Genomic DNA, 24,430 nt, shown 5'->3' with positions numbered 1-24,430 from the left:
GATCTTCTCTGAATCATGAACCATGCCGGCAAAGAGGATGTCATCATGAGAGGATACGCGACTGCATACGGCGCGGCCACTGTGCTGAATGCCATCGCAAACTGGAAGGGCTCTGCGTTCGGAATATCGCTCAGAACATCAGCAGAAGTGGTGCTCGACGATTCTGATGGAGTTGTGGGGGATGTGTCAGGTGTTGACACGAGGCTCATCGTCAGATGCGTTGAGCGCGTGCTGCGCCACTTCGACCTCGATTACGGCGGCGTTGTGAGGACCAGAAGCGAGATACCGGTTGCTAGCGGCCTAAAGTCGAGCAGCGCTGCTGCGAACGCCGTGGTGCTCGCCACTCTTGATGCGCTGGGGGAGAAGATCGATATGGTAGATGCGGTGCGCATCGGAGTCGAGGCAGCTCTCGATGCGGGCGTCACGGTGACCGGCGCGTTCGATGACGCTTGCGCCTCAATGCTCGGCGGTGTTGTGGTGACAGACAATCTGAAGAGAGCTCTCTTAAAAAGAGATGTGCTCCGCTCAGAGGTCATGCTCCTCATTCCCGATGAGCGGTTCTTCTCCCGCGATGTCGATGTGGAGCGGTGCAGGCTCTTCTCCAGGGTTGCTGATGTTGTTTTCGAGATGGCTATGGAGGGGGATTATGCGGGAGCCATGACCGTGAACGGGCTCCTGTACTGCGCCGCGCTTCGCAGGTCTCCGGAGCCGATACTCCTCGCGCTCAGGGCGGGCGCTGCTGGAGCGACGCTCTCCGGCACTGGACCCGCTTACGCTGCACTTGTCGATGATCTCTCAGGGGATGATGTTGCTGAGGCATGGTCATCGCTCGGCGGAAGTATCATAAGGACAGCGGTTGAGAACAGAAGCGCCAGGATGGGCCAGGCAGATCTCTTTCAGGAGGGGATATGATGGGATTGGTTGAGCACAGGTTGGAGGTTCAGAAGGTAGACGAGGAGATCCTGCGGCTGATACAGAAGCGCATGGCTCTTGCAGAGGAGATTTACAGGGATAAGGCAGCGCTCGGTCTCTCGATATCTGATCCGGACCAGGAGGCTCTGGTGCTCAGCAGAGCTGTGGATATGGCGACTGAGCTCGGTCTCGATCCGGGAAGCATAAAGAGCATATTCAGAATACTCATCGATATGAGCCTGCAGAGGCAGCACGGCCTGCGCGGCGAGGACAATCTGCCCTGACAGTAGGCCTTCTCAGAACACGGTTGCGACAGGCGCAGCGCCTCTACCATGCTATTGAGGGTCTTCTGAGACGTGTGTAGGGAGATTCAAGAGATCGGGGCGTCCTTCACCCTCTCAAACCTCTTGACCAGCTCATCCTTGATCCTCTTTATGGCCTCGACAGCAGGCCCGCCCACATCTATGGGCGCCTTTCCTCCAAGATCTGCCTCTATCAGATTCCTGTCGAATGGTATGGTCCCGAGAACGGGTATGCCCATCTCCTCAAGCTTCTCCTTCACTATGCCAGGATCGTCGGTTTTGTTGATCACAGCCAGCAGGTTTGTTATTCCTATGTTCTCGCCCAGCCTTTTGATCCGCTCCACGGTCTCTATGGATCGCAGGCCGGGCTCGACGACCACTATCATCGCATCGACGCCCCTCGCGGTGCCCCTGCCGAGATGCTCTATGCCAGCCTCCATATCGAGTATCACGACGTCCTTCTCCCTGGAGATGACATGCCTGAGAAGCGCCTTCAGGAACGCGCTCGCCGGGCACATGCATCCGCTCCCGCCAGTCTCCAGGGTGCCCATGACAGCGAACCTCACACCATCCGGACCTGTGCATCCGCATCTCTCTATCACATCATCCACCTTCGGATTCATGCGGTACATGCCCATCGGCATGCCCGCTCTCTCCTCGATGAGATCCTTGTACTCGGTGATAGGCCTCGGATTCTCCTTTATGCCGAGGGCAGATCCGAGGTTCATGTCAGGGTCTGCATCTATCGCGAGAACCCGGTAGCCATCACGGGCGAACAGACGCGCAAGCGTTCCAGCAAGAGTTGTCTTGCCAACACCACCCTTTCCTGAGACAGCGAGCTTTATTGCGACGACCCCCAGAGTCTTAGTTTATATCCAGGTAAAGGATAGTGGTATATATCGTTTGCACCGGGGGAGAGCGAGCTGGTCGAGAAGATACGAAAGAGGGATGGGAGGATAGTCGATTTCGATCCCTCAAGGATATCAAGAGCGATATCCAAGGCATTCGATGCGCTGGGCATTGTGGATGAGAGGACACCTGTGGAGCTCGCAGGAAGGGTTGTGGCCATCGTGGACGGACGCTTCAGGGATGGAATACCGTCCGTGGAGGACGTCCAGGATATCGTCGAGGAGGTTTTGATAGATGCGGGCTACGCCCAGGTCGCCAAGGCGTACATACTCTACAGGCAGAGGCGATCCGAGATCAGGGAGGCGAAGCACTACCTTGGCGTTGCAGACGATCTCAAGCTCAGCGTCAACGCGGTCGAGGTTCTCAAGAAGAGGTATCTCAGGAGAGACGAGTCAGGGAATGTCATCGAGACCCCTGGGGAGATGTTCGAACGTGTCGCTTCGGCCGTATCTGCAGTGGAGAGGCGCTACGGTGGAGATGTTGATGATGTCAGGAAGAAGTTTCTCTCGATGATGAGATCTCTCAGCTTCCTTCCGAACTCCCCGACGCTGATGAACGCCGGCCTTCCCCTCGGCCAGCTCTCGGCATGCTTTGTGGTTCCGGTGGAGGACTCGATCGCTGGGATATTCGACGCTCTGAAGTACATGGCGCTGATACATCAGAGCGGTGGGGGGACGGGCTTCAGCTTCTCCAGGCTCCGCCCGAAGGGGGATGTTGTGAGAAGCACCGGGGGCGTTGCGAGCGGTCCCATATCATTCATGCGCATATTCGACGCCGCGACAGACGTGATAAAGCAGGGTGGGAGGAGAAGGGGCGCGAACATGGGCGTTTTGAGGGTCGATCACCCTGATATCACAGAGTTCATCGCATGCAAGGATCGCGGCGGCATGGAGAACTTCAACATCTCGGTCGCGATCACCGATGAGTTCATGCGCCGGTGCGAGCGCGACGGGTCGATAGAGCTGATAAACCCCAGGACCGGAGAATCAACCGGTGAGATAAATGCGAGAGATCTGATGGTCATGATGGCGACGTACGCATGGCGCCGTGGCGATCCCGGGGTGATATTCATAGACAGGATAAATGCGCTCCACCCTCTCCCGGGGGTAATAGAGGCTACGAATCCATGTGGAGAGCAGCCGCTCCTGCCCTTCGAGTCGTGCAACCTGGGGTCTGTGAACCTGAGCAGGATGGTGGAGAGAGGGGAGATCTGCTGGGAGAGACTTGAGGAGACCGTCAGGCTGGGAGTCAGGTTTCTCGACGATGTCATAGATGCGAACAGGTTCCCTCTGAAGCAGATTGAGGAGGCAACTCTGCGCACGAGAAAGATCGGTCTGGGGGTCATGGGGTTCGCCGAGATGCTGATCCAGCTCGGTGTATCATATGCATCCCAGGATGCTCTCAGGATCGCTGAGGAGCTGATGGCGTTTGTCACAAAAACAGCACGCGAGGAGTCGTGCACCCTGGGACATGAGAGGGGATCGTTCCCGCTCTTCGAGGAGTCCTCCCTGAAGAGCTGGGACGCGATGAGGAACGCGACCGTCACCACAATCGCCCCCACAGGCACGATAAGCATAATCGCCGGCACCTCCTCTGGCATAGAGCCGCTCTTCGCCGTATCTTTTGTCCGGCATGTGCTTGAGGGGGCGAGGCTTATAGAGAGCTCTCCGCTCTTCGAGAGGATGGCAACAGAGAGGGGCATAATGACCCCAGCACTGAGAGCTGAGGTCGCGCGCAGGGGCTCGATACAGGAGATTCCGGGGATTCCGGAAGATATGAAGGAGCTGTTCCTTACAGCCCTGGACATAAGCCCGGAGCAGCACGTCAGGATCCAGGCGGCGTTTCAGAAGCATACAGACAATGCGGTCTCGAAGACCGTGAACCTTCCGGAAAAAGCGTCTGTTAGCGATGTCATAAGAGTCTACAGTCTTGCGTACAAGCTGGGCTGCAAGGGAATCACTGTGTACAGATACGGCTCAAGGGAGCAGGTCCTGTACCTCGGCGAGCCCGATGCTCTCGCGAACGGCTGCAGGTTCTGCGGCGGATGATGCTCTGCGCGCTCTAAACCTCTGCTCAAGAGAGCTCCCTTATCGATGTCTATCGCTCAGCACCGCGCCCCGACCTACGGCATTTGCAGGGTCGCAATCGCAGATTACCAAATAATGCATCGGATCTCCCAGATCTGGCATTTTCAGATTCCGAGGTATCTCAGAAAGTCCTTTGCGCTCAGGGTGTTTATCACATCAGATGGCTCCAGCCATCCCCGGCGTGCGACCGTGACCCCGTAGCGCATGAAGCCGAGCTGCTCAGGCGAATGCGCGTCTGTGTCGATCGCCATTTTCACCCCGATCTCCTTCGCGCGCCTCGCCCATTCATCGCTGAGATCCAGCCTCTCAGGATAGGCGTTTATCTCCATGATCGTGCCGGTCCTGGCAGCCGTCTCCAGGATTAGATCCATGTCGACGTGGTACGGCTCTCTCCTCCCTATGATCCGCCCTGTGGGATGCGCGATTATATCTACATGCTCGTTCTCCATCGCGGCCACAAGCCTGCTGTTGATCTCGCGCTCCCTCTGTCCCTGAGCCATGTGGATCGCAGCCACCACAATATCGCATCTCTCCAGGATCTCATCTGTGTAGTCCAGGCTTCCATCCGCCCTTATGTCCACCTCTGTGCCGGCAAGTATCCTGAATCCGTCGAGCCTCTCGTTCATCCTGTATATCGCCTCTATCTTCTCCAGCAGCCTCTTATCGGACAGACCACCAGCTATTCCGACGCTCTGCGAGTGGTCGGTGATTGCTATGTACTCATATCCCAGCGATCTTGCGCGAGAGGCAATCTCCTCGATAGAGCCGATGCCATCAGACCATGTGCTGTGGACATGGAGATCCCCCTTCATGCTCTGGAGATCCACAAGATTGGGAAGCCGGTTGGCAAGCGCTGCCTCGATCTCCCCGCGATCCTCCCTCAGCTCAGGAGGTATGTACTGCATGCCAAGTGCCCTGTACACATCCTCCTCGCGATCGAAGAAGAGCTCCTCGCCTGTATCCAGCCTCTTGAGGGAGTACTCTGAGAGGGAGTAACCGCGCTGGAGCGCTATGCCGCGCAGCTTCACGTTGTGCTCCTTCGAGCCTGTGAAGTACTGGAGCAGGGTTCCATATGATCTCGGCTCAACGATCCTCAGATCGACCTGAACAGTGCCCTCGACGATGATGCTCGCCTTCGTCGGCCCCTGGCCCAGGATCTCGTCGACCATCGGCATGCGAACAAATGCGGCTATCGATTCCGAAGGCCTTGATGATGTCGCCAGGATGTCTATATCCCCAACGGTCTCCTTTCCCCTTCGGAAGCTTCCGGCGACGGTGATGTTGCTCAGCCCCTCAATACCTCCCAGATAGTGCATGATTCTCTCAACTATACGCTCGGCAGCGCCGATGGGTATGCGCGTGGAGCGCCTCCTGTACCTCTCTATCGCCTTCAGTATGTTTGCCTCCTTCGTCGGTCCCATTCCTGGAAGCCTTCTGATTCTGTGCTGCTTCGCAGCAGCCTCCAGCTCGTCGATTGTTGAGACATTCAGCTTCTCGTGGAGCAGCGCGACGGTCTTGGGGCCAACACCCTGAAGCTGGAGCAGCTCCTTCATTCCCTGCGGCGTGGAGGCTACAAGCTCATCATAAGCGTTTATGTGACCTGTCGTGAGATACTCAGAGATCTTCTCTGCTATCGCCTTCCCTATCCCGGGTATCCTGTCGAGCTCTCCGCGCCTCCAGACCTCTTCGATATCCTCTTTAAGAGACTCAATTGCCCTTGCCGCTTTGCTGTACGCTATGACCTTGAAGCGGTTCTCCCCCCTCAGCTCCAGCAGCTCCCCCATCTCGTAGAGTATGGATGCGATCTCCTTGTTTCTCACAAAAGCAAATTTCACCGGCTGGTATAACAAACTTGGCCATGTGCGGACGCGTGCGAGGTCTCTGCTGCTTCCCAAGAAGCGCCCGGGCCGAAGAGATATAACATTGCAGCTCTCTGGGGCGATGCTCTTCGATCGCAGCGCGAAGAGCCCGGGATCCGCATCAAGAACTCACAATCACAAAACAGCTCATCTCAGCTTGTCCAATGCTGAGCATGATGGGTATCCGCCGATCGACTGGACTGGAGTTATCATGACGTTTGATGTCGCGACAGCGCTTCCACCTCTGCCCATGTTGATCGCTATCACTGTGATCTTGTCCAGAGAGATGTCCATGTAGTTTATCCTCGGCGCGCTCTCTCCTATCTCTCCGCCGTATGAGAGATCCCTCTCTATATTCGAGTTCAGAGCAACTAGATCTCCTGTGCTGGAAGGCGCGAGCTTGGCGAAAGATGCACTCGGTATCTCTGGGAGATCAGTCTGCATGAGGCTCAGGTTGCTTGATTTACGGAGAAAATCCTGATGAAACGCCCTCACATCCTCTATGGAGAGACTCTGGCTGCTCTCCTGGGCTGATGCATCTGCAAGAAAAATCAGTGCAACACCCGTCAGCAGAATCAGAACGCTGACGGGTGATTGCATATCTTTCATAACCTCCTGCTACTCCCTGGCTCACTTCTGCTGTGTGGTTATTGTGACTGTGTTTGTGGCTCTGCTGCCGGCGCCAGCGCCAAGGGCAACCTGCTGCGGGAGTCCGATCCTCTCCAGGTTGATAGTTGGTGCGGCGTTACCAACATTACAGCAGACATTTGCATCCTGATTCTTCGTCACGGTCTTCGTGTTCGCTGCAACCGCGCCGAATGCCGCAACCGCCACATCAGGACCAGCTGCGGAGTATATATCATCGTAGTTGTAGTTCTGTCCAGGAATGACCGGGAACGCAAAGCCAGCGCCGCCCGCGGAGTATACGCCGTTAGCAGCTATGAACGCCGTCTGAGATGTGCCCATCCCAGCCATCGGGGCAAAGGAATCCTGTGCCATGGCAGTGGTCAACAGCGCCAGTGTCACAGCCAGCAATATCGCTATTTTCATGTTTTTTCACCACCCATACATCCTTTAGATGTAAGAGTTAATCTACTTGGAATTATTTATATTTTTTGGTAACTTTCTTAAGTTTTGGTTATATATTCTAATAAAGATATCGAATGGATCTAACTGCGTATCGGCTATTAAATCTGATGGATAATAAATGCAATGCTCATGCGACAGAGTTGGGTGCCTCAAAAATGGCCCAGGTTCTGGTAATAACGTTTGTATACTATTATAATATAATATTCAAAACTGAACAGCAAAGCTAATTCTGTTGGTTGAGAGAAACTGTTCGCGCAGCTAAAAGCCGCAAACCTATGGGGCTAATGCTTCAATTACCCTTCAATGCTACCCATTCATCGGTGCACTTTGTGCTCTTAAGGTATAAACTTTCCGAAAATGATGCTGTGTTGAATAATGTTTGAGAATCCGATAGCAGAGGCTGGATTCATACGAATTGAAATTCTAGTAAAAAATCGATAGCTTACGACCTTAGAGCTCTTAATTATTCAACACAGCATAAAATGATGCTGAACGCGATAGATGAGTTCAAGGCGAAACTCCCATATTTGGAGTAATTTCCGTAATTGTAGAGTCCCGAAACCTCTGACATTGTATGCTCAACCATCAAAGTGGTCATTATTAATATCGCTGAGATCAAAGCATTTGACTCCATCATAACTTTAGGGATGGAATAGGGCGAAGCGAGAATACCCCGCCTGAGGATGAGAGCGAAGCCCCCTTCGGAGCGATAGTATAAATCACGACGCTCAACTTCAAGGTATGATCTTGAAGGTGGTGCCTGAGGATCTATTACTATGAGACTGTGAACGCAGTCTCTGGCTGTAAGCCCAGAAGCTCCGCCCATCAGGGCTGGGAGCATTCACATTCTGTTTAACGCCGAATCAGGGGGCTGTTCTGCGATCCAGCCAACAGCCCTCTTCATTCAGAACCCAGCAGTTCCACTCAGCACGTCTGGCCGGCGCATCTGAAAACGAAAACTAACTGCTGTATTGCAGATACCCGCTCTCCGCGAGCGCTGTGCATGTTGAGAAGCTGATTGTAGTTACGCCTCCGCCGCCTCGTAGTCTGTGTCCATTGTATCCTGTAGACCGTCTTTGGATATGTGGGAGACCATTCTCTCAGAGACATCCTGATCTGACAGTATCTCCTCGAACCTCTTGAGGTATCCGTCTCTCTCAGAAGCCCTCTGGCTTTCGAATATGTTCTTGTACTCGCTCACGGTGGACGGAGCCACGTGAAGGATCTCGCTCATCTCCTTCACAGACTTTCCCTCCTCCCAGAGCTTTATGAAGAGCTCTCTGTCGAAGGGCGGCTTGAGATCTGAATCACGGAAAAGGTGAAGCTTTATCCGGGCCCGGCTCACGGTCTTATTGAGCGCACGGTCCCCCAGCTGCTCTGCGATCTCAGTATCGCTGAGACCTTTGTAAAACAGTCTTACAACAGTCGCGAGCTGTCTTGGTGTGAGCTTTGTCTGTATGTTATAAGTCTTTATCATCTCAGAGACGACGCCAAGAAGGGCCTGCTCGATCTCAGAAGTGCTTCTTAAAGTACCATGCTTTTTTGCAGGCTTCTCGACAACCTTGGTCGTGGGGGCGATCTTCAGTACGAGCTCTCTTAAATGATCGGTCTTGCCGCTCAATTAATCACCCATCGTGAAAATACTCTCTTTATAGTATAAAGAGATTTCCATTGTATTATTGTTTATGATTGCATGCATACAGTACAAATCCAGCGGCGATTGTATGGATGGCTGTGTACTTGTATCATCGAACTCAACGGCATGTGAACTCGGAGAATTCATGAGCAATCATGTCACTCTTTGAAGATTCCTGAGAGGCTATTCGATGAATCAAGCCCAAGGCCAGACCACAACCATCGCGGAGACGAGCGGGAGGATTGCCGCTCCGACATCTCATTTAGCGCCCGCTAATTTTGCTCAAAGCAATCCTGAAGGCTGCTCTTCAGGATTCACCGCATGGTGTATCCGCCGTCCGAATAAAAGAACGTTGGCGGTGTTGTGTAGTAAAATGTCATGCCCCTCAGCCCGTAAACGTTGACATCCCACCATGGATCGATGCCGAACTCTGCTGGATCGAAGGTGGTTCTAACAAGATACGGGGAGGCAGGATAGCGATAGGCTCCATACACCGGATAGTATATCCCAGGGTATCTGTAATAGGGACTGTAGTAAGAAAACCGGTCTACCGGATAAACCCAGCTGTACTCCCACCGGTAGCTATGGGTCAGAAACGGGTTGTACCAGGGGGATAGCCAGTCGTACTCCAGCGTCACCTCATCTGCCAGGCACGGCATAGCCAGAATCGATAACACCAGAGCTACAAGCGCGAATCTTCTAATTTTTCTCATAACCCCACTCGCACAGGAGTATTGCGCTGGTAATACTTATGAGTTTCGGCGATACTACACGGAGGAAAGGGCTCCGGGATCCAGGCTGGCAGCTTTAGTGAGACCAGCATATCTGCTCAACGCATTCAGTGGATATCGCAGATATCGAGATCAACAGAATGTGGGCCCAGCAGGAAGCATTCAGCACTGTTTTCAATGGATTCGATTCCTGAGAGGTGTCCGATGAACCGAGCCCGCGATCTGCTCATGGAGAGAAGCTTTAACTCGCATGTGGCATGAACTGACTATCATGAGGCGCATATACATGGACCACTCGGCCACGACCCCGGTCGCGCCCGAGGTCCTGGAGGCGATGCTGCCGTACTTCCGGGAGAGGTACGGAAATGCGTCGAGCCTCCACGAGTTCGGCCGGGAGGCGCGCGATGCTGTTGAGAGCGCGAGGGAGAAGCTGGCAGCGCTGATCGGCGCGAGCCCTGAGGAGATATACTTCACGAGCGGGGGCACGGAGTCGGACAACCTGGCGCTCAAGGGCATCGCGCTCAGCGGCAGGGGAAAGCATATCATCACAACATCGATAGAGCATCCGGCTGTTCTGGAGGTGTGCAGGTCTCTGGAGCGCGTGGGTTTCGATGTCACGTACGTACCGGTGGACGATCAGGGCATAGTTGATCCCGGAGAGATCGAGAGGGCGATACGCGATGATACCGTGCTCATATCCGTCATGCATGCGAACAACGAAATAGGCACGATACAGCCTGTAGAGAGCATCGCGGCGATTGCATCGGAGAGGGGGATAGCTCTTCACACGGATGCGGTCCAGACGGTGGGCAAGATACCTGTGGATGTAAACCGCCTGGGGGTTGATCTGCTCTCCATATCTGCGCACAAGTTCTACGGTCCCAAGGGCGTTGGCGCTCTGTATGTCAGAAAGGGCACGAGGATCGAGAGCATAATCCAGGGCGGAGGGCATGAGAGGGGGCTCAGGTCGGGCACCGAGAACGTGCCTGGGATCGTGGGCATGGGCAGGGCTGCAGAGCTCGCATCCGAGATCATGGAGAGAGAGGCGGAGAGGCTCACAGCGCTGCGCGAGAGGCTCAAGAGCTTTGTGTTATCGGAGATCGATGACTCCTGGCTCAACGGCCATCCGACTAAGAGACTTCCGATCAACCTGAACTTCGGCTTCGGCAGGGTGGAGGGGGAGTCGCTGCTTCTCTATCTTGACTCAAAGGGCATAGCAGTCTCCACAGGATCTGCCTGCTCCTCAAAGAAGCTGGAGCCGAGCCATGTTCTCAGGGCCATAGGCCTGGATCCGGTGAGATGTCACGGCTCTCTCAGGATAACTCTGGGGAGGGACAATACACAAGAGGAAGTAGATTACGCAGGCGAATGCATCCGAGAGGCTGTGGAGCGGTTCCGCAGCATATCTGCGATAAGGTAGCAGCGCTGAGCAACTGCGCAGAAACCGAACTGCGGAGAAATTTTTATAGGATGACATGAAACAAACACTCGTATGTCTTCCAAGCGTCCCATGCGCTCAGCTCTTCTGCTGATTCTTCTCTTCATGTATCTGGACACCGCATCCTGCTGGAGGAGCTATGAGATTCACGAGTACGATACCGGATGGAGCACTGGAAGAAGGTTCACGATGAACATCTCGATGGACCTGTACGGGTACGCTCTCGGCACCGGGGATCACAGCAGATACACAGAGATCGACATCAATCATGTCAGCATGAGCGAGCGCGTCTCTGCGAAGAACGGCACCATGGAGTCTGAGGAGATGATCGCCCTGAAGGCAGCAGGGGACAATGTCAATACGACATCGACGCTGGTCAAGATGCCAGGGACTCAGAACTACATGCTTTCTGTGGATGAGGTCTGGCCGGTCGTGCTTAACACCTCGAGCACGATTGACTACAGAGGGGCCGGGATATCAAGCAGGGAGACGTTCATCAACAACCTCGATCGTGTTGGGACTTCTTATCTTTACACAAAGGATCTGAGAAAGGAGCGCACATGCGATATGTACCTTAAAAGCGCGTGGTTCCAGCTCTCGATGAACGACAGCACAGACACCATCATATCAGATCTCTTCCGTCCGACCAAAAAGATCCACTACAGCATAGGTTCTCACTCCTCTGGACTTGTCATGCAGAGGTACAGGCAGTACTCCGATAAAGCCCCGGCCTCCGAGGGATTCGACACCTACTGGGGGAGTTTCGATATACGTTCCGTCATAGATATGGAAAGCAGAGGAAAGAACCTCGGGCTTGAAGAGTCCTGGGTCGGAAAGAACACATACGATGCTGCTGTAATAAATGAAGCGCCGGAGAGAGGAGTTTACATGTGCGGATGCCTCGGGTATGATCTCGTTTCCGTGCCATCTCCCGGGCCGGAATGGCTATCGTGCTGCATGTTAAGTGATACAGGAACAATTAGAGCTCTCAGGGATTCGATATGGAGCTGCTCTGGGGATGTGAGATGAGTCTGAATGTCGTTAAGCAGGGCCATGATTCTTCTGCAAGATCGAGACAGATCTTTATGCCTCGCGGCCTGGTATCAAAACTCGGCGCGCTGCCTGTCATTCTGTTGCTGCTCGTTGTTCCCATTTCAGGTGCCGTGGATCTGGCGATCCAGTACAGCGACGGCACGCCTGACGATGGTGTATGGCTCGCAGGCGACCAGGGACATGCGGTCCTCTTCTCGCCCCCGGACAACTGGACCCTCTCCAGGGTTGCGGTCTGCGGCATGCTCAACCGCGACGGGATATTCGTCCTGGAGATATGGGATGCGGATCTCAACCTGGTTTACAGAACCACAGACCTCTCAGGGGCTTACTTCGGGAGAAACCTCAGCTGGGCTGAGATAGATGTGCCTGATATAAAATTGGAGAGGCCATTCTTTCTTGTGCTCTTTGAGTACTCCACTCTGTTCGTCGGAATTGATAAAAACACAACACTCAATCGCTCTTTTGTCGCGTCCAGAAGCCCCAGCATGCTCGTATCCCCCAGCGATTACGAGTGGCTGATTACAGCTATCGGTTACATCTCATCCCGCCCCCCACGGATCAACGCCTCCTCCGAGAACCTCACTGATGGGGTTGTTATCAGGTCAGATATATCAGATCCCGACGGCGATCTCGGGGGTGTCTCCCTCTACATATTCGACCAGAAGAGCGGGGAGGTTGTATGGGTGGAGAGGGCTGATTTAAGCGGCAGCGAATCTGAGGTCAGGTTCATATGGCCCAGGGTGGTGTACAGCGTGAGCTGCGGATCTGAGCTTGTATCTCCCGTAGTGGCAGTTGGGACGAAGGGAGTTCCGGAGAACATCTCTAAATACATGCGCTACTCCTCGCCCTGCCTGCTGAACTTGACAGATGAGGGGCCTTTCTCAGATGCCATTGCGTACTTCGGAGAGGATATGGAGCTGCATGCGATCGAGGGTCTTGATGGAAAAATCCATTATCTCTCAAAGGAGCTCTTCGAGGCGCTCAGGCCAGGTGCGCGGTACTCTGATTATGTGAGAGACAACATAACGATCATCGAGGGCAGAAGCTCCCTGCGGTTCCTCTCGATTGGCGAGACACTCTCGTTCCAGAGACCGATTTACCTCAAGAGATCGCCGATCTTCCATTACGATATGAGGCTTGAGCGTGAAGCTGCAGCATCGCGGTATACCGCGGTGCTGGTCGCATCTGATATCCACGGATCCACTGCGAGATCATCCCTGGATCTCGGCTAGAGACCACCCTGCGCAGGCGCTCGATCCAGGGGCATTTCCATTAACCGCCTGAGCGATGGAGAGATCCTGCGAACAAAAGAACAGAATCTGGCCGAAATTTGCCTTTTGGAGTGGAGAGGGCGAAGCGGGAAGACCCCGCCTGAGGATGAGAGCGAATACCCCGGAGCGATACCTATATGCATCACGAGGACTAATTCCCCTCCAGGATGTGATCTAGGAAGGCTTTAAGTGCCGCCTAGGGACCTATCACATATGAGACTGGGAACGCAGTCTCTGGCTGTAAGCCCAGAAGCTCCGCCCTTCAGGGCGGGGAGCGTTCACTTTAACCGATATGTAAGAGGACCGTACATGGCAAAGAAGAAAGGCGAGGGGCCGGGCTTGATGTCGTCAGCCGGCCTGATGAGGTACTTCGAGTCTGAAGAGACATCTATAAAGCTCGACCCGAAGATGGTCGTGGGCGCTGGTATAGCATCTGGCGTAGCGATAATGGCCCTGAACATAACCTTCGGGCTCTGGCCCTAGAGCTCATCCAGCCTGAAGGTTATCTCCCCATCCACTTCCACACTCTCCGGCAGCCCGCCGAAGCTCGCCCTGAGTATGAGATCGGCCAGCTCCCATTTGAGGACTTTAGCGCATCCGACGATCGATGTTGTGAGGCGCGCATTCACGTCCACGACTCTGGGGAGATCGCCCACAACCAGATCGATGCCAGCATAACCTTTCAATCCAAGCACATCTGAGGCCCGCCTCGCCACCTCCCAGATCTCATCCGCCCTCGGGGATCTGTATGGCACCTGGCCACCGGCATATACAAACCTGCTGCCATTCATCTCTATAATCTGCCTGTTTATCGTGAGCGGCAGGAACCGTTCTCTCCCCCGGATGAAGCTGACGCTGAGATGCACGCCCTCGAGATATCTGGTCGCGATGTAGCCTTCCGGCGCGTTGGGAAATGATGAGATTATGACACCATCTGAGCCGCAACCATACCTGGGCTTCACGACATACACATTGCATCCGCATTCCGGAGATTCGACAACATCCGCCACCGGCACTCCCGCTCTCTTCAGGGTCAGAGTGCACTCGAGCTTGTCAGCGCACAGCTGGGCTGCTACACTGTCCGATCCCAGATTGACCATCCGGTTTTCAACTGCCTTGATGAGATCGGACGCTAGGGGATCAGGTGCCACTATCAATCCCGCGTCTGCATCGATGGTGCTCAGAAACCCCTTAAGGTCGCTCCGCTCGAGAAGGACAGGGACGCCGGCATCGACCACAGGTCCTGATGTTGGATACACCACCCTGTGACCGCACCTCACAAAGCTCCGGGCTATCGTCGAGAGCATCGCCCTGCCCTCGATCTCGTATGTTCCGCCAAGGCCTGTGGCGACCGCATACTCAGCTATCAGGATCTTCATGCGCGAGACTCTCCGGAGCGGGGATCTGGGGCTGCGCCATTCCTCATCTTCACATCGGAACAATAAATCTCCATAAACCAGCTCTTGCTAAGACGCATTCTGTTTCGCATTCTGTCTCAGTACTGCCTGGCCATGTACGTCGACCCTGTGGACTCCCTGCCGCATATGAGACAACCCATGGGCGGTATCTCATCCCCTCTGGGCTCTCCGAGCAGGTTCGCGCCGACCTGATCCTCAAGAGCATGACCGCACTCCACAGATCCGCACCATGGGACCCTGGCGACGCCGGACTGCACCTGCGACCTCGCCTCATCCAGGGAGGACACGAGTTTTATCTTCGAGTCCATGAACTCCTTCGCGCGGTTGTAGAGAACGGCCTGCAGCTCCTCAGCCTCTGCGAGGATGGCATCAACAAGCCCATCTCCCATCGGAAGGGTCTTTCTCACTCCATCCCTTCTGACGATTGTTACAACGCCGTTTTTGATGTCCCTGGGGCCTATCTCAATGCGCACAGGAACACCGCGCATCTCCCACTTGTAGAACTTCGCGCCAGGACGTTCATCACCATCATCGAGCCTGACTCGGATGTTTCTGCGTGCAAGAGCCGATTCGATCGATCTGCAGACCTCCAGTATCGGCTCCCTGTCGCCGAAGATGATGGGCACTATGACAACCTGCACAGGCGCGACCCTCCAGGGCAAAACCAGACCTTTATCGTCGCCATGAACCGCTATGAGAGCTGCTATGCATCTCTCTGAGATCCCGTAGCATGTCTGATTGACATACCTCTGCTCCCCGTGCTCGTCCTCATATGTTATCTCATATGTCTTTGCGAAGTTTGTTCCCAGCAGGTGCGCTGTACCGACCTGGAGGGTCCTCCCGTCAGGCATTATCACATCCAGTGCGATCGAGTAATCAGCTCCTGGGAACTTGTCCCAGGAGGGTCGCTTGCTCACAAGACATGGAATTGCAAGCCGCCTGTAGAACTCGATGTACCTCTGAACAGCGATCTCGACCTGCATCGCCGCCTCCTCCCAGGTGGCGTGCGCGGTGTGAGCCTCCTTGAACGAGGTTATCTCCCTGAGGCGGATGAGCGGGCGGGTGTGCTTCGTCTCGTAGCGGAAGGTGTTGACTATCTGGTATATCCTGAGTGGGAGATCTGCATGCGATCGTATCCAGAGCTTGAGCATCGGATATATGGCGGTCTCGCTGGTCGGACGTAGCGCGAGCTTTACCTCCAGCGGGTCCCTGCCGCCGTGAGTCACCCAGTAGACCTCATCCTCGAAGCCCTTTATGTGCTCCGCCTCCTTCATGAACTCGGTCTCAGGGATGAGCAGCGGGAACTGCGTCTCGTAGTGATCGACATCAAGAAGCTCTTTTATTATCTGGTAGACATGGCTTCTGAGCGCAAAGCCGAACGGGTACCAGACGCTCATGCCCTTCACAGGGTACCTGACATCGACTATCTCTGCGCTCTTCAAAAGCTCATGGTACCACTCGCTGAAGTTCGACTTTGGGGGAAGCTTTGCCTCCCTCTCATCTTTTCTTGTTATCTGCGTCTCTTGAGCATCATTCATCTTCATCACTACCGGGATGCAAGGGATATTGCAAGGGGTGTGATAAATGTTTCAATCACTGCCGCAACGAACAGCAGCGGAGCGACCCTGTACATCAGGAATCTGATGGCATCGCGTGCCTCCCCTCCGAGATCGCCATCTTTCTCGATCATTGTCATGATGAAGATGTGGCCGAGCCGTAGGCCGATCGCTATGCTCACCAGCACTGTTGGAAGCTCCACAATTCCGTGCGGGAGGATGCCAGCCAGGAGATAGATAACGCCCTCCTTCTGGATGACCTGGTAGGCTACCATTCCCACAAGAATTCCGTTTGAGATGGCGACAAGCACAGGCACTATGCCTGCGCCCACCCCGAGAAGCACGGCCATCGCGCATGACAGAAGGTTCTTTGCGAATATCAGGATCAGTATCATGAGGGGCGGCAGATCTGTGATCCATTTCAGCATCTCCAGCTCCTTCATCCACTCCTCCGCCATCGCCGGATTCTGCTCAGCTGCCATGAATCCCGATACAGCGGCTGCGAAGAACAGAATGACAGATACCGCGATATAGCCTCTGATCGATCTCAGGTATGCGCTGGATCTCACACTACCACCATCCGAGATGCCCGGCCACTCCGCTCAGGTAGTACAGTCCGAATATCATCAGGAATATGCCGCATGCTGAGAGGACGTACCTGTATCCCCTCTCGGATAGGACGCTCTTCCCCCTGTCAATGCTCGCCGATACGAGCGTGTACCAGCCGAAGTCCGCGCCCCAGTGGCCTATCATGAATGCTGCGGCGAGCATAAATCCGCCTCTGAGTCCGTCCAGCAGCATGGCAGAGCCGACGGAGAGCCACCATATCCAGAAGTACGGGTTGGCCGCGCTCGTCAGGGCGCCGGCAATGTACGGGTTTGAGGATATCCCAGATCCCTGAGATGATATGGATGCATTGCTCGCTCCCCTCAGCGTCAGCGCCCCAAATAATATGAGGGCGGTGCCCCCGATCAATGATATCGGAACTCTGTATGCATCTGCGGCGCCGCTGAGGCCCATGAGTATCAGCACGAATATCAGCATCTCAACAAATGCATGCCCTGTAGAGACCTTCGGCCCCGAGGTCCAGCCGCTCTTCAGTGAGCTGTTCACAGTTGCAACAAGAGTGGGCCCTGGCGCGAGCGCGCCTGTGAGCCCGATGGCAAACGCGACGAGAAGCATCTCCATTACATTCATCAGAAGCTGGTTGTTGTATGAGATATTTATGCATTCTCGGCTTGGCCTGAGAAGACCACGCAGATCCTCTCGCCAGATCATCATTTTTCGGATCAATGGATCTGAAAGGAAAGAGTAATATATGGTCGCGAATTGAAGCACCACCATCTCTCATGATAACGCTAAGAGGATGACTTTAATGGCGATCGTGGTTTGGCTTGAAGAGGTTGGGAAGGAGGACATATCTGTAGTCGGAGGAAAGGGCGCGAGCCTGGGCGAGATGATAAACATAGGCATACCTGTACCTGGAGGGTTTGCGGTCACAGCACAGGCCTTCCGGCAGTTCTTGGAGCGGGCAGGCATTGCGAAAGCGCTCTTCGACGCTCTAAAAGTTGATGTGAACAATCCTGAGGAGCTTCTCAGGGCAGAGGCCAGGGCCAAGAAGATCGTGATGGATGCAGAGGTCCCGAAGGATATAGAGAACGCGATAAAGGAGAGGTACAGAGAGCTCTGCGAGCGGGAGGGCGAGGAGGTGTTTGTCGCTGTGAGATCAAGTGCGACTGCAGAGGATCTTCCGGACGCGAGCTTCGCCGGCCAGCAGGAGACCTACCTGAATGTCAGGGGCGCTGATGCTGTATTTGAGGCGGTGAAAAAATGCTGGGCATCCCTTTACGGGGCCAGAGCTATCTTCTACAGGGTCGAGCAGGGCTTCGAGCATGAGAAGGTCAACCTCTCCGCGATAGTGCAGAAGATGGTGGACTCCGAGAAGTCAGGGGTGATGTTCAGCTCACAGCCGAGCACAGGCGAGCCGCTTGTTGTGATAGAGGCTGCATGGGGCCTTGGGGAGGCGGTGGTCAGCGGCAGCGTGTCTCCCGACAACTATGTGGTCGACAGATCCTCTAAGAAGATAGTCCACAAGATGATCGCCACCAAGGAGATCATGATCGTCAGGGATCCTGTGACAGCCAAGACAGTGACAGTTCCGGTTCCACCTGAGAAGAAGGACGCGCAGGTTCTTACAGAAAGTGAGATACTGGATCTCGCGAAGTATGCAGAGATCCTGGAGAGACACTACGGCATACCCCAGGATATCGAGTGGGGTGTGCAGAAGAACAAGATATACATCCTCCAGTCGAGGCCGATAACCACCATAGCCAAGGGCGCTCCAAAGGCCGGAGCAGAGGCTTCCGGCACAGCCAAGGTCCTGGTCACGGGTCTCGGGGCATCTCCCGGCACAGCAACCGGCATTGTGAGGATCATCTCCGGGGTCAAGGACCTGGAGAAGATAAAGGACGGGGACATAATGGTCACCCGCATGACCATGCCAGATATGGTTCCCGCAATGAGACGAGCCGGCGCCATAGTCACGGACGAGGGAGGCATGGCCTGCCACGCAGCTATAGTGAGCCGAGAGCTCGGCTGTCCCGCTGTTGTGGGAACAAAGAACGCGACAAAGGTGCTCAAGGATGGAATGGTTGTCACCGTCGATGGCACCAAGGGCCAGGTCTACGAGGGAAAGGTGGCTGTGGCGGAGGAGAAGAAGGTTCAGCCGACTGCTGTGGCCTACAAGCCGATTACGGCGACGGAGATCAAGGTCAACATCAGCGAGCCCACGAGAGCACAGGCAGCAGCCGCGACGATGGCAGATGGTGTGGGTCTTCTCAGAATAGAGCACATGATCCTGGGGCTTGGAAAGACACCTGGTTATTACATAAGATCCGGGCGGAGCGAGGAGTATGTCGATGAGCTCGTCAGGAACATCAAGATAGTGGCAGATGCGTTTTATCCGAAGCCTGTATGGGTGAGAACCCTGGACGCGCCCACTGATGAGTTCCGGGCGATGGAGGGCGGCGAGAACGAGCCGGTTGAGCACAACCCGATGCTCGGCTGGCGCGGTATACGCAGGGATCTCGCAGAGGTGGAGCACTTCAGGCTGGAGATAAGGGCGTTCAAGAAGCTCCACGAGATCGGGCTCACAAACGTGGGGATAATGCTGCCGATGGTCCAGCATGTGAGCGAGCTCAAGCGGGCAAAAGAGATCATGGTCGAGGAGGGTCTGGATCTGAATAAGATCGATGTTGGAATAATGGTCGAGACGCCGGCTGCCGCGCTCACAATCGAGGATTTCATCGAGGAGGGCCTGGACTTCATATCGTTTGGCACAAACGATCTCACTCAGTACACGCTCGCTGTGGACAGGAACAACGAGAACGTCGCCGGCCTGTACTCTGAGATGCATCCCGCGGTCATCAAGCTCATAGAGTACGTCGTGGAGCGGTGCAAGAAGGCAGGAGTCAAGACATCGATCTGCGGCCAGGCAGGATCCTACCCGGAGATGGCCAGGCGGCTTGTTGAGATTGGCATAGACAGCATATCCGCTAACATCGACGCGGTGGCCACTGTGAGGGAGACGGTGGCAAGGGCGGAGCTCTCGATACTTCTAGAGGCTGCAAGGAATCGATGATGTACACGTTCCCGGAGAAAGGTCTGTCAGAGGAGAGGGTCGAAGATCTCCTGAGGGAGATGCGCAGCAAGGATCACTCTTACGACCGTCTCTTCTCCACAATGTGCACCCGCCCCCATCCGGTGGCTGTGAGGGCGTACAGCATGTTCCTGGAGACGAACCTGGGCGACCCCGGGCTCTTTCCAGGAACTGCAGAGATAGAGCGCAGGGTCGTGGGCATCCTCGGATCTCTACTGGGGTGCTCTGATGCAGCAGGCTACATATCGACAGGCGGCACCGAGTCGAACATCCAGGCTATACGCGCCGCAAGGAACTCCTCGGGCAGGCGCGATGGGAACATAGTCGTTCCGAGATCGGCGCATTTCTCCTTCGATAAGATCGCGGATCTTCTCAATCTGGAGGTGAGGAGGGCCGAGCTCGATGATACGCTCAGGGTTGATCTCGGGGATGTCGAGAGGCTGATAGATGAGCGCACAATCTGCATTGTTGGCATCGCCGGGACAACAGAGTTCGGCCAGGTGGATCCCATCGCGGATCTCTCAGAACTCGCGATCGAGAACTGCATACCTCTCCACGTGGATGCTGCATTCGGCGGGTTTGTGCTGCCGTTCCTTGACAGAAACTACCGCTGGGATTTCAGGGTTGATGGAGTGCAGTCGATAACCATCGATCCGCACAAGATGGGCATGAGCCCTATTCCGGCAGGCGGTTTGATCTTCAGGAGCTCAGATCCTGTCAGGCGGCTTGAGACGGAGACGTACTACCTCACTGTCTCGAGACAGGCATCGCTGACGGGCACGAGAAGCGGGGCAGCGGCTGCAGCCACGTACGCTGTGATCATGCATCTCGGCATCGATGGTTATAGAATGGTCGTCAGGAGATGCATGGAGATGACTGAGCATCTCGTATCAGAAGCCCGTGCCATGGGCATCGAGCCGGTCATCGAGCCCGTGATGAACGTCGTCGCGCTGAAGATCGATGATCCGCCCGGGGTCAGGAGGGCACTGCTTGAGAGGGGCTGGCACGTCTCGATGACCAGAGAGCCAAAGGCGCTGAGGCTCATACTGATGCCGCACATGACCGAGGAGAACCTCGATCTCTTCCTGAATGATCTGGAAGATGTGTTCTCCAAGAGGTCGCGATAGAAGCACATCCTCGCCGCCGGTCCCCTTTTGGAGAGATGCTGGCGGATAAGATCACGTGCTATCGGGCTCCCCGCATGCATCGAGGATCTCGTCGAAGATGTACTCGCTCCTGACGCCAAGCGCGATCTCGAACTCCGGCGGCGTGAGAACTGGAACGCTGTATCTCGGCGCGTCGTCAAGAGCGATGCGCGGGCATGCCGTCGAGACCACTGCGTCCAGGCCGAGATCGAGTATCCTCTCAGGCTCGATTCTGTCGATGTAGACCTCAAGCATGCTCCTTCCCTTAGATCTCCCGAGAGAGCTGAGCCTCTTAGCGGTCACGCATCTCCTCTGGCCTGGCTTCTTCGATATCAAGATCCCGATGCTCTTTGCATCCGATGCTCTTGCTATGATCCCGTACCTCCACCGGAGGAAATCATGCGTATCGATCTCCTCCACCGAGCCTGTGAGCGGGTCCGCTGCTATAACCCGCATGCCTGTCGCCATCGAGAGGCCCAGCGGATGGAACCTGCCGGTGCCTATGAAGAGAGCCTCCTCTGCCCCAACCCTAGCGGCTGCGTAGCAGCAGCCGAGAACCTGCCCCCGGTGCCTGGTTCGTGGAGACGGCCCTCCTGTGATGGCCTCTATGCCGTGGGATCGCATTATCTCTATCACACTATCGATCGTGTGTGCATGCTGGATGGTTGTGCAGACAGCCACCCTGCTTTTAGTGAAAAATCCAATGGATCTCTTCGCGACATCGGTGACGTCATCCGGCATCCTCGCCTCGATGTAGACGATCCTGTCGCTCAGGCTCTCGCACATCTCCGAGTGGCCTATGTGCACCATCAGATCGACCATGCTGCAGAGCTGGAGATCGATATCGCATGCACCATAGCATGGATCTCCTGAGACCAGAACCTCAGCGCCTGTCTCCTCTATGATCCTCGAGATCTCTGGGGCTGATCTCTTCAGGCCATCGGGAACCTGAACTCCGACCCTTCTGACTCCTGCCCTTTTTATGATTCTCAGAGCTCTCTCGAGATCGATCTCGTAGCCGGAGATGAGCATCAGAGCCACCTCTCGAGTGTGCTCTGGCCTGCGCGGTACGATGCGTTCAGGCGCTCTGCAGCCTTCCTGACCCTCTCCTCCGAGAAGTCCCGCTCTTCACATAAAAACCTGATAATCTCATCGATCCTGGGCCGTTTCATCCTGAGATCGTAGCTCTCTGTGACCTCCGGATGGAGGAAGATCTCTCTTATCTCCTGAAGATTGTCGATCCTCTCTCCCAGCGCATCGAGCACAGCCTCCAGGCATCCATGCTCCCTTATCAGCTTTAGAGCCCTCTTCGGACCCACCTTCTGGAGCCCTTCGTTGTAATCTGTGCCGCACATTATCCCTATATCTATGAGCTGCTCCCTGCTTATCCCGAGCCTTGTGAGCTCCTCCTCGAGGACGATGACCTCAGGAGGGATATCGATGTACACGTTCTTCCTTGGCATCTTCCTCTTGCCGGTGATCGCTAGGTTTCTCACGACCCTGGGCGCGCCGAAAAGAAGTGAGTCGTAGTCCTGGGACGCGACATAATCAACATCCCCGCGGATCGCCATGAAGGCAGCCTGCGCCTCGCCCTCTGAGGGTGCCTGTACATACGGGATTCCCATGGCGTCCAGAAGCCTTATGGAGTCACAGAGTATCTCGCTGTTTATCCTGGTAGCGGCCTGCGCGTACCTGAAGCTCTCAGCGCCTGTGGCTATCGCTTCCTGCAGCTGGATCTCCGCAGTCTCCTTCATCTGAGCCCTGGCAGCCAGCGTCCCGGCCTTGAGCTCTGGAGGCCTGCCATCGAAGACGAATGCCACCCGGATCCCGGACTCCAGGAGGTTTGTCATGCGGTAGAGGAGTCCTGAGAGGTGCGATGTTATCCTTCCAGATGAGTCCATGAGCGGCGTGCCGTCTGGCTGTCTTATGATTGACAGAAACTGATAGAGCGTGTTGAAGCCGTCTACTGCGATCCAGCTTCCTGTGAGATCTTCAATAGAGACCTTCTTCCTGCCGAGAATATCCCCGAGATCGACACCCATGCGCTTTATACCTCTATCTTCTTTGCCGCGACCTCTATCGCTCTCTTTACGCTCTCCCTCGGTATTATCGTGGCGACCGGTATTGTGAGAAGCTTTTCAACCGTCGGGCTGACTATCGGGGCACAGACGACCGCTGCAGCGCCGTCAGATTCTGCCCTCACCGCTGCGATGATCGCCTCCTCGATATTTGTCGCGGAGTACTCACGGAGAGTGAAGACCTTATCACCGATACGCATCTTTGTCTCCTCGATCTTGTCCAAAACAGGCCTGGCAGCTATTATCGCTATGAACCTCTCGCCTCCGCCCTCAAGATCCCGGATGGTCTTCACGATCTGCCGGAGGGTGGTTATGTTTGGCTCCCGGTGTCCTGAGAGTATCTTGTAGAGGGTGCTCTGGGGTATGGATGAGATCTTGCTGAACTCCCTGGTGCTCATCCCCATCTCTGAGATGACCGATCTTATCGTCTCTCTCAGAGCCTCATCCGACTGGAATGCTGCCCTGATGATCCTGTCGGCGTGAGACATACTGGTGGATGAGATCGCTGCGTATTTCTACTTTTGGGTTAATGACAACACTCATTTCGCAATCTTTTAGCACCATGCCGGGCATGCGGGCTGATTGCTGTGAGAATCAGCAGGACTGTTAAACAAAAGTGTAGTGGTTGTTATGCGAGATCAGCATCCACGCACGCGTAGGACTCCTTCCGGGCTTTTCCATTCCGGATTAAGCTCTCAACGCATCAGCATCATGGAAGCTAAAAACATGCAAAAATTGGAGGATGGCAACTGGTGCCAGCCCCTTTTTGCCAGCTATGCTGGACTGCTATTTCAGATCCAGCTCAGACCTTATGGCCTATAGCAAACCGGCGCATGACGCGGTCGATCTGGATCTTGACCTGGTCTCCAACCTTGGTCCCAGGTACAAAGATGACAAAGCCTTCGATCCTGGCGATGCCGTCCCCCTCACGCGCTGTATCCTCAATCCTAGCCTCATATTCGGCGCCAACCGTCACGGGGGCGGCGGGAGCAGAACCATACATGGAAGGTGTGCCTTCCCTGCTTCTAAACATCTCTTCACGTCCTGAGCGAAAAACAGATAAAACCAGTTTTACGCAGTTAACACATCTCAATTCTACTATTAAAGGCTTGCGCCTGTGATATGGGACCCGAATAAGATAAAAGCAAGAGCTGAGTATAATGTTACTTCAATGAAATTTAAAGAGGTGATGCCGGATGACATCCACATCTTTGATTTCTGTGTTATCCAGCATACCCCTATTCAGCAGGAATAAGGTGCCTTTAGAAATTAAGCTTTTCGCGATAGC

At 54.9% G+C, this 24,430-nt stretch carries 23 protein-coding genes; 9 read left to right on the top strand and 14 right to left on the bottom strand.

All coding sequences use genetic code 11. The annotated features are described in order from the left end of the window. Window positions 1-15 precede the first annotated feature (15 nt). Together NQU42_RS02395 and NQU42_RS02390 are read left to right on the top strand one after the other, a co-directional pair. Window positions 16-912: a shikimate kinase gene (locus tag NQU42_RS02395; RefSeq protein ID WP_296608738.1), complete on the top strand. Its 897-nt coding sequence runs from the start codon at window positions 16-18 to the stop codon at window positions 910-912. Next, window positions 909-1,196, top strand: a complete 288-nt coding sequence (locus NQU42_RS02390) for a chorismate mutase (RefSeq protein WP_296608737.1) — start codon at window positions 909-911, stop codon at window positions 1,194-1,196. The genes NQU42_RS02395 and NQU42_RS02390 overlap by 4 nt, the downstream gene beginning before the upstream one ends. Window positions 1,197-1,282: 86 nt before the next feature. On the opposite strand, the gene NQU42_RS02385 is transcribed toward NQU42_RS02390, so the two are convergent. Further along, the gene (locus NQU42_RS02385) at window positions 1,283-2,059 is read right to left on the bottom strand and encodes a carbon monoxide dehydrogenase accessory protein CooC (protein WP_296608833.1); all 777 of its coding nucleotides are present in this window, start codon (window positions 2,057-2,059) and stop codon (window positions 1,283-1,285) included. 51 nt (window positions 2,060-2,110) lie between these two features. On the opposite strand from NQU42_RS02385, the gene NQU42_RS02380 reads away from it, so the two are divergent. After that, window positions 2,111-4,171 carry an adenosylcobalamin-dependent ribonucleoside-diphosphate reductase gene (locus NQU42_RS02380; RefSeq protein WP_366070043.1) on the top strand — a complete coding sequence of 687 codons (2,061 nt, stop codon included), beginning with the start codon at window positions 2,111-2,113 and terminating at the stop codon, window positions 4,169-4,171. Window positions 4,172-4,314: 143 nt separating this feature from the next. Here NQU42_RS02380 and polX read toward each other — a convergent pair whose 3' ends face one another. The 5 genes from polX to NQU42_RS02355 form a co-directional block, all read right to left on the bottom strand. After that, window positions 4,315-6,030, bottom strand: coding sequence for a DNA polymerase/3'-5' exonuclease PolX (gene polX, locus NQU42_RS02375; protein WP_296608736.1), 1,716 nt, complete (start codon window positions 6,028-6,030; stop codon window positions 4,315-4,317). A 186-nt stretch (window positions 6,031-6,216) separates the two neighbouring features. Further along, window positions 6,217-6,678, bottom strand: a complete 462-nt coding sequence (locus tag NQU42_RS02370) for a hypothetical protein (protein ID WP_296608735.1) — start codon at window positions 6,676-6,678, stop codon at window positions 6,217-6,219. A gap of 21 nt (window positions 6,679-6,699) precedes the next feature. Beyond that, a complete protein-coding gene (locus NQU42_RS02365) occupies window positions 6,700-7,119 on the bottom strand; it encodes a hypothetical protein (protein WP_296608732.1) in 420 nt (139 codons plus the stop codon). Window positions 7,120-8,182: 1,063 nt separating this feature from the next. Further along, a complete protein-coding gene (locus NQU42_RS02360; protein WP_296608731.1) occupies window positions 8,183-8,779 on the bottom strand; it encodes a DNA-binding response regulator in 597 nt (198 codons plus the stop codon). A 329-nt stretch (window positions 8,780-9,108) separates the two neighbouring features. Beyond that, the gene (locus NQU42_RS02355; RefSeq protein WP_296608729.1) at window positions 9,109-9,507 is read right to left on the bottom strand and encodes a hypothetical protein; all 399 of its coding nucleotides are present in this window, start codon (window positions 9,505-9,507) and stop codon (window positions 9,109-9,111) included. Between the two features lie 289 nt (window positions 9,508-9,796). On the opposite strand from NQU42_RS02355, the gene nifS reads away from it, so the two are divergent. The 4 genes from nifS (at window position 9,797) to NQU42_RS02335 (ending at window position 13,770) form a co-directional block, all read left to right on the top strand. After that, window positions 9,797-10,945: a cysteine desulfurase NifS gene (gene nifS, locus NQU42_RS02350; RefSeq protein WP_296608727.1), complete on the top strand. Its 1,149-nt coding sequence runs from the start codon at window positions 9,797-9,799 to the stop codon at window positions 10,943-10,945. A gap of 72 nt (window positions 10,946-11,017) precedes the next feature. Next, a complete protein-coding gene (locus NQU42_RS02345; protein ID WP_296608726.1) occupies window positions 11,018-11,992 on the top strand; it encodes a hypothetical protein in 975 nt (324 codons plus the stop codon). 56 nt (window positions 11,993-12,048) lie between these two features. Beyond that, window positions 12,049-13,248 (top strand): hypothetical protein, encoded by a 1,200-nt coding sequence (locus NQU42_RS02340; protein ID WP_296608724.1) that lies wholly within the window; start codon window positions 12,049-12,051, stop codon window positions 13,246-13,248. Between the two features lie 348 nt (window positions 13,249-13,596). Then, the gene (locus tag NQU42_RS02335; RefSeq protein ID WP_296608723.1) at window positions 13,597-13,770 is read left to right on the top strand and encodes a preprotein translocase subunit Sec61beta; all 174 of its coding nucleotides are present in this window, start codon (window positions 13,597-13,599) and stop codon (window positions 13,768-13,770) included. Here the strand turns inward: NQU42_RS02335 and NQU42_RS02330 are convergent. The 4 genes from NQU42_RS02330 to NQU42_RS02315 all read right to left on the bottom strand — a co-directional run bounded on the left by NQU42_RS02330 (window position 13,767) and on the right by NQU42_RS02315 (window position 17,458). Further along, on the bottom strand, window positions 13,767-14,666 hold the full coding sequence (locus NQU42_RS02330; RefSeq protein WP_296608722.1) for an ATP-grasp domain-containing protein: 900 nt from the start codon (window positions 14,664-14,666) through the stop codon (window positions 13,767-13,769). The genes NQU42_RS02335 and NQU42_RS02330 overlap by 4 nt on opposite strands. Window positions 14,667-14,782: 116 nt before the next feature. Continuing rightward, a complete protein-coding gene (gene proS, locus NQU42_RS02325) occupies window positions 14,783-16,243 on the bottom strand; it encodes a proline--tRNA ligase (RefSeq protein WP_296608720.1) in 1,461 nt (486 codons plus the stop codon). An 8-nt stretch (window positions 16,244-16,251) separates the two neighbouring features. Further along, complete coding sequence (locus NQU42_RS02320) at window positions 16,252-16,830, bottom strand: stage II sporulation protein M (RefSeq protein ID WP_296608719.1); 579 nt, start codon at window positions 16,828-16,830, stop codon at window positions 16,252-16,254. Window position 16,831: 1 nt separating this feature from the next. Next, complete coding sequence (locus NQU42_RS02315) at window positions 16,832-17,458, bottom strand: LysE family transporter (protein WP_296608718.1); 627 nt, start codon at window positions 17,456-17,458, stop codon at window positions 16,832-16,834. 178 nt (window positions 17,459-17,636) lie between these two features. Between NQU42_RS02315 and ppsA the strand changes: the two genes are divergently transcribed. Together ppsA and mfnA are read left to right on the top strand one after the other, a co-directional pair. Further along, a complete protein-coding gene (gene ppsA, locus NQU42_RS02310) occupies window positions 17,637-19,901 on the top strand; it encodes a phosphoenolpyruvate synthase (protein ID WP_296608715.1) in 2,265 nt (754 codons plus the stop codon). Then, the gene (mfnA, locus tag NQU42_RS02305) at window positions 19,898-21,046 is read left to right on the top strand and encodes a tyrosine decarboxylase MfnA (protein WP_296608713.1); all 1,149 of its coding nucleotides are present in this window, start codon (window positions 19,898-19,900) and stop codon (window positions 21,044-21,046) included. The genes ppsA and mfnA overlap by 4 nt, the downstream gene beginning before the upstream one ends. Window positions 21,047-21,097: 51 nt before the next feature. On the opposite strand, the gene dph2 is transcribed toward mfnA, so the two are convergent. The 4 genes from dph2 to NQU42_RS02285 form a co-directional block, all read right to left on the bottom strand. After that, window positions 21,098-22,096 (bottom strand): diphthamide biosynthesis enzyme Dph2, encoded by a 999-nt coding sequence (gene dph2 / locus NQU42_RS02300; RefSeq protein WP_296608711.1) that lies wholly within the window; start codon window positions 22,094-22,096, stop codon window positions 21,098-21,100. Next, complete coding sequence (gene fen / locus NQU42_RS02295) at window positions 22,096-23,106, bottom strand: flap endonuclease-1 (RefSeq protein ID WP_296608710.1); 1,011 nt, start codon at window positions 23,104-23,106, stop codon at window positions 22,096-22,098. The genes dph2 and fen overlap by 1 nt, the downstream gene beginning before the upstream one ends. A 5-nt stretch (window positions 23,107-23,111) precedes the next feature. Then, window positions 23,112-23,630 (bottom strand): helix-turn-helix domain-containing protein, encoded by a 519-nt coding sequence (locus tag NQU42_RS02290; RefSeq protein ID WP_296608708.1) that lies wholly within the window; start codon window positions 23,628-23,630, stop codon window positions 23,112-23,114. A gap of 314 nt (window positions 23,631-23,944) precedes the next feature. Next, window positions 23,945-24,175: a TRAM domain-containing protein gene (locus NQU42_RS02285; protein WP_296608707.1), complete on the bottom strand. Its 231-nt coding sequence runs from the start codon at window positions 24,173-24,175 to the stop codon at window positions 23,945-23,947. Between the last annotated feature and the right edge of the window lie 255 nt (window positions 24,176-24,430).

Origin of the sequence: Methanothrix sp. (genome assembly GCF_024518575.1) — an archaeon.
Lineage (GTDB): Archaea > Halobacteriota > Methanosarcinia > Methanotrichales > Methanotrichaceae > Methanothrix_B.
Note: the sequence above shows the minus strand (reverse complement) of the source record. Positions and strands in the feature narration are given on the sequence as shown.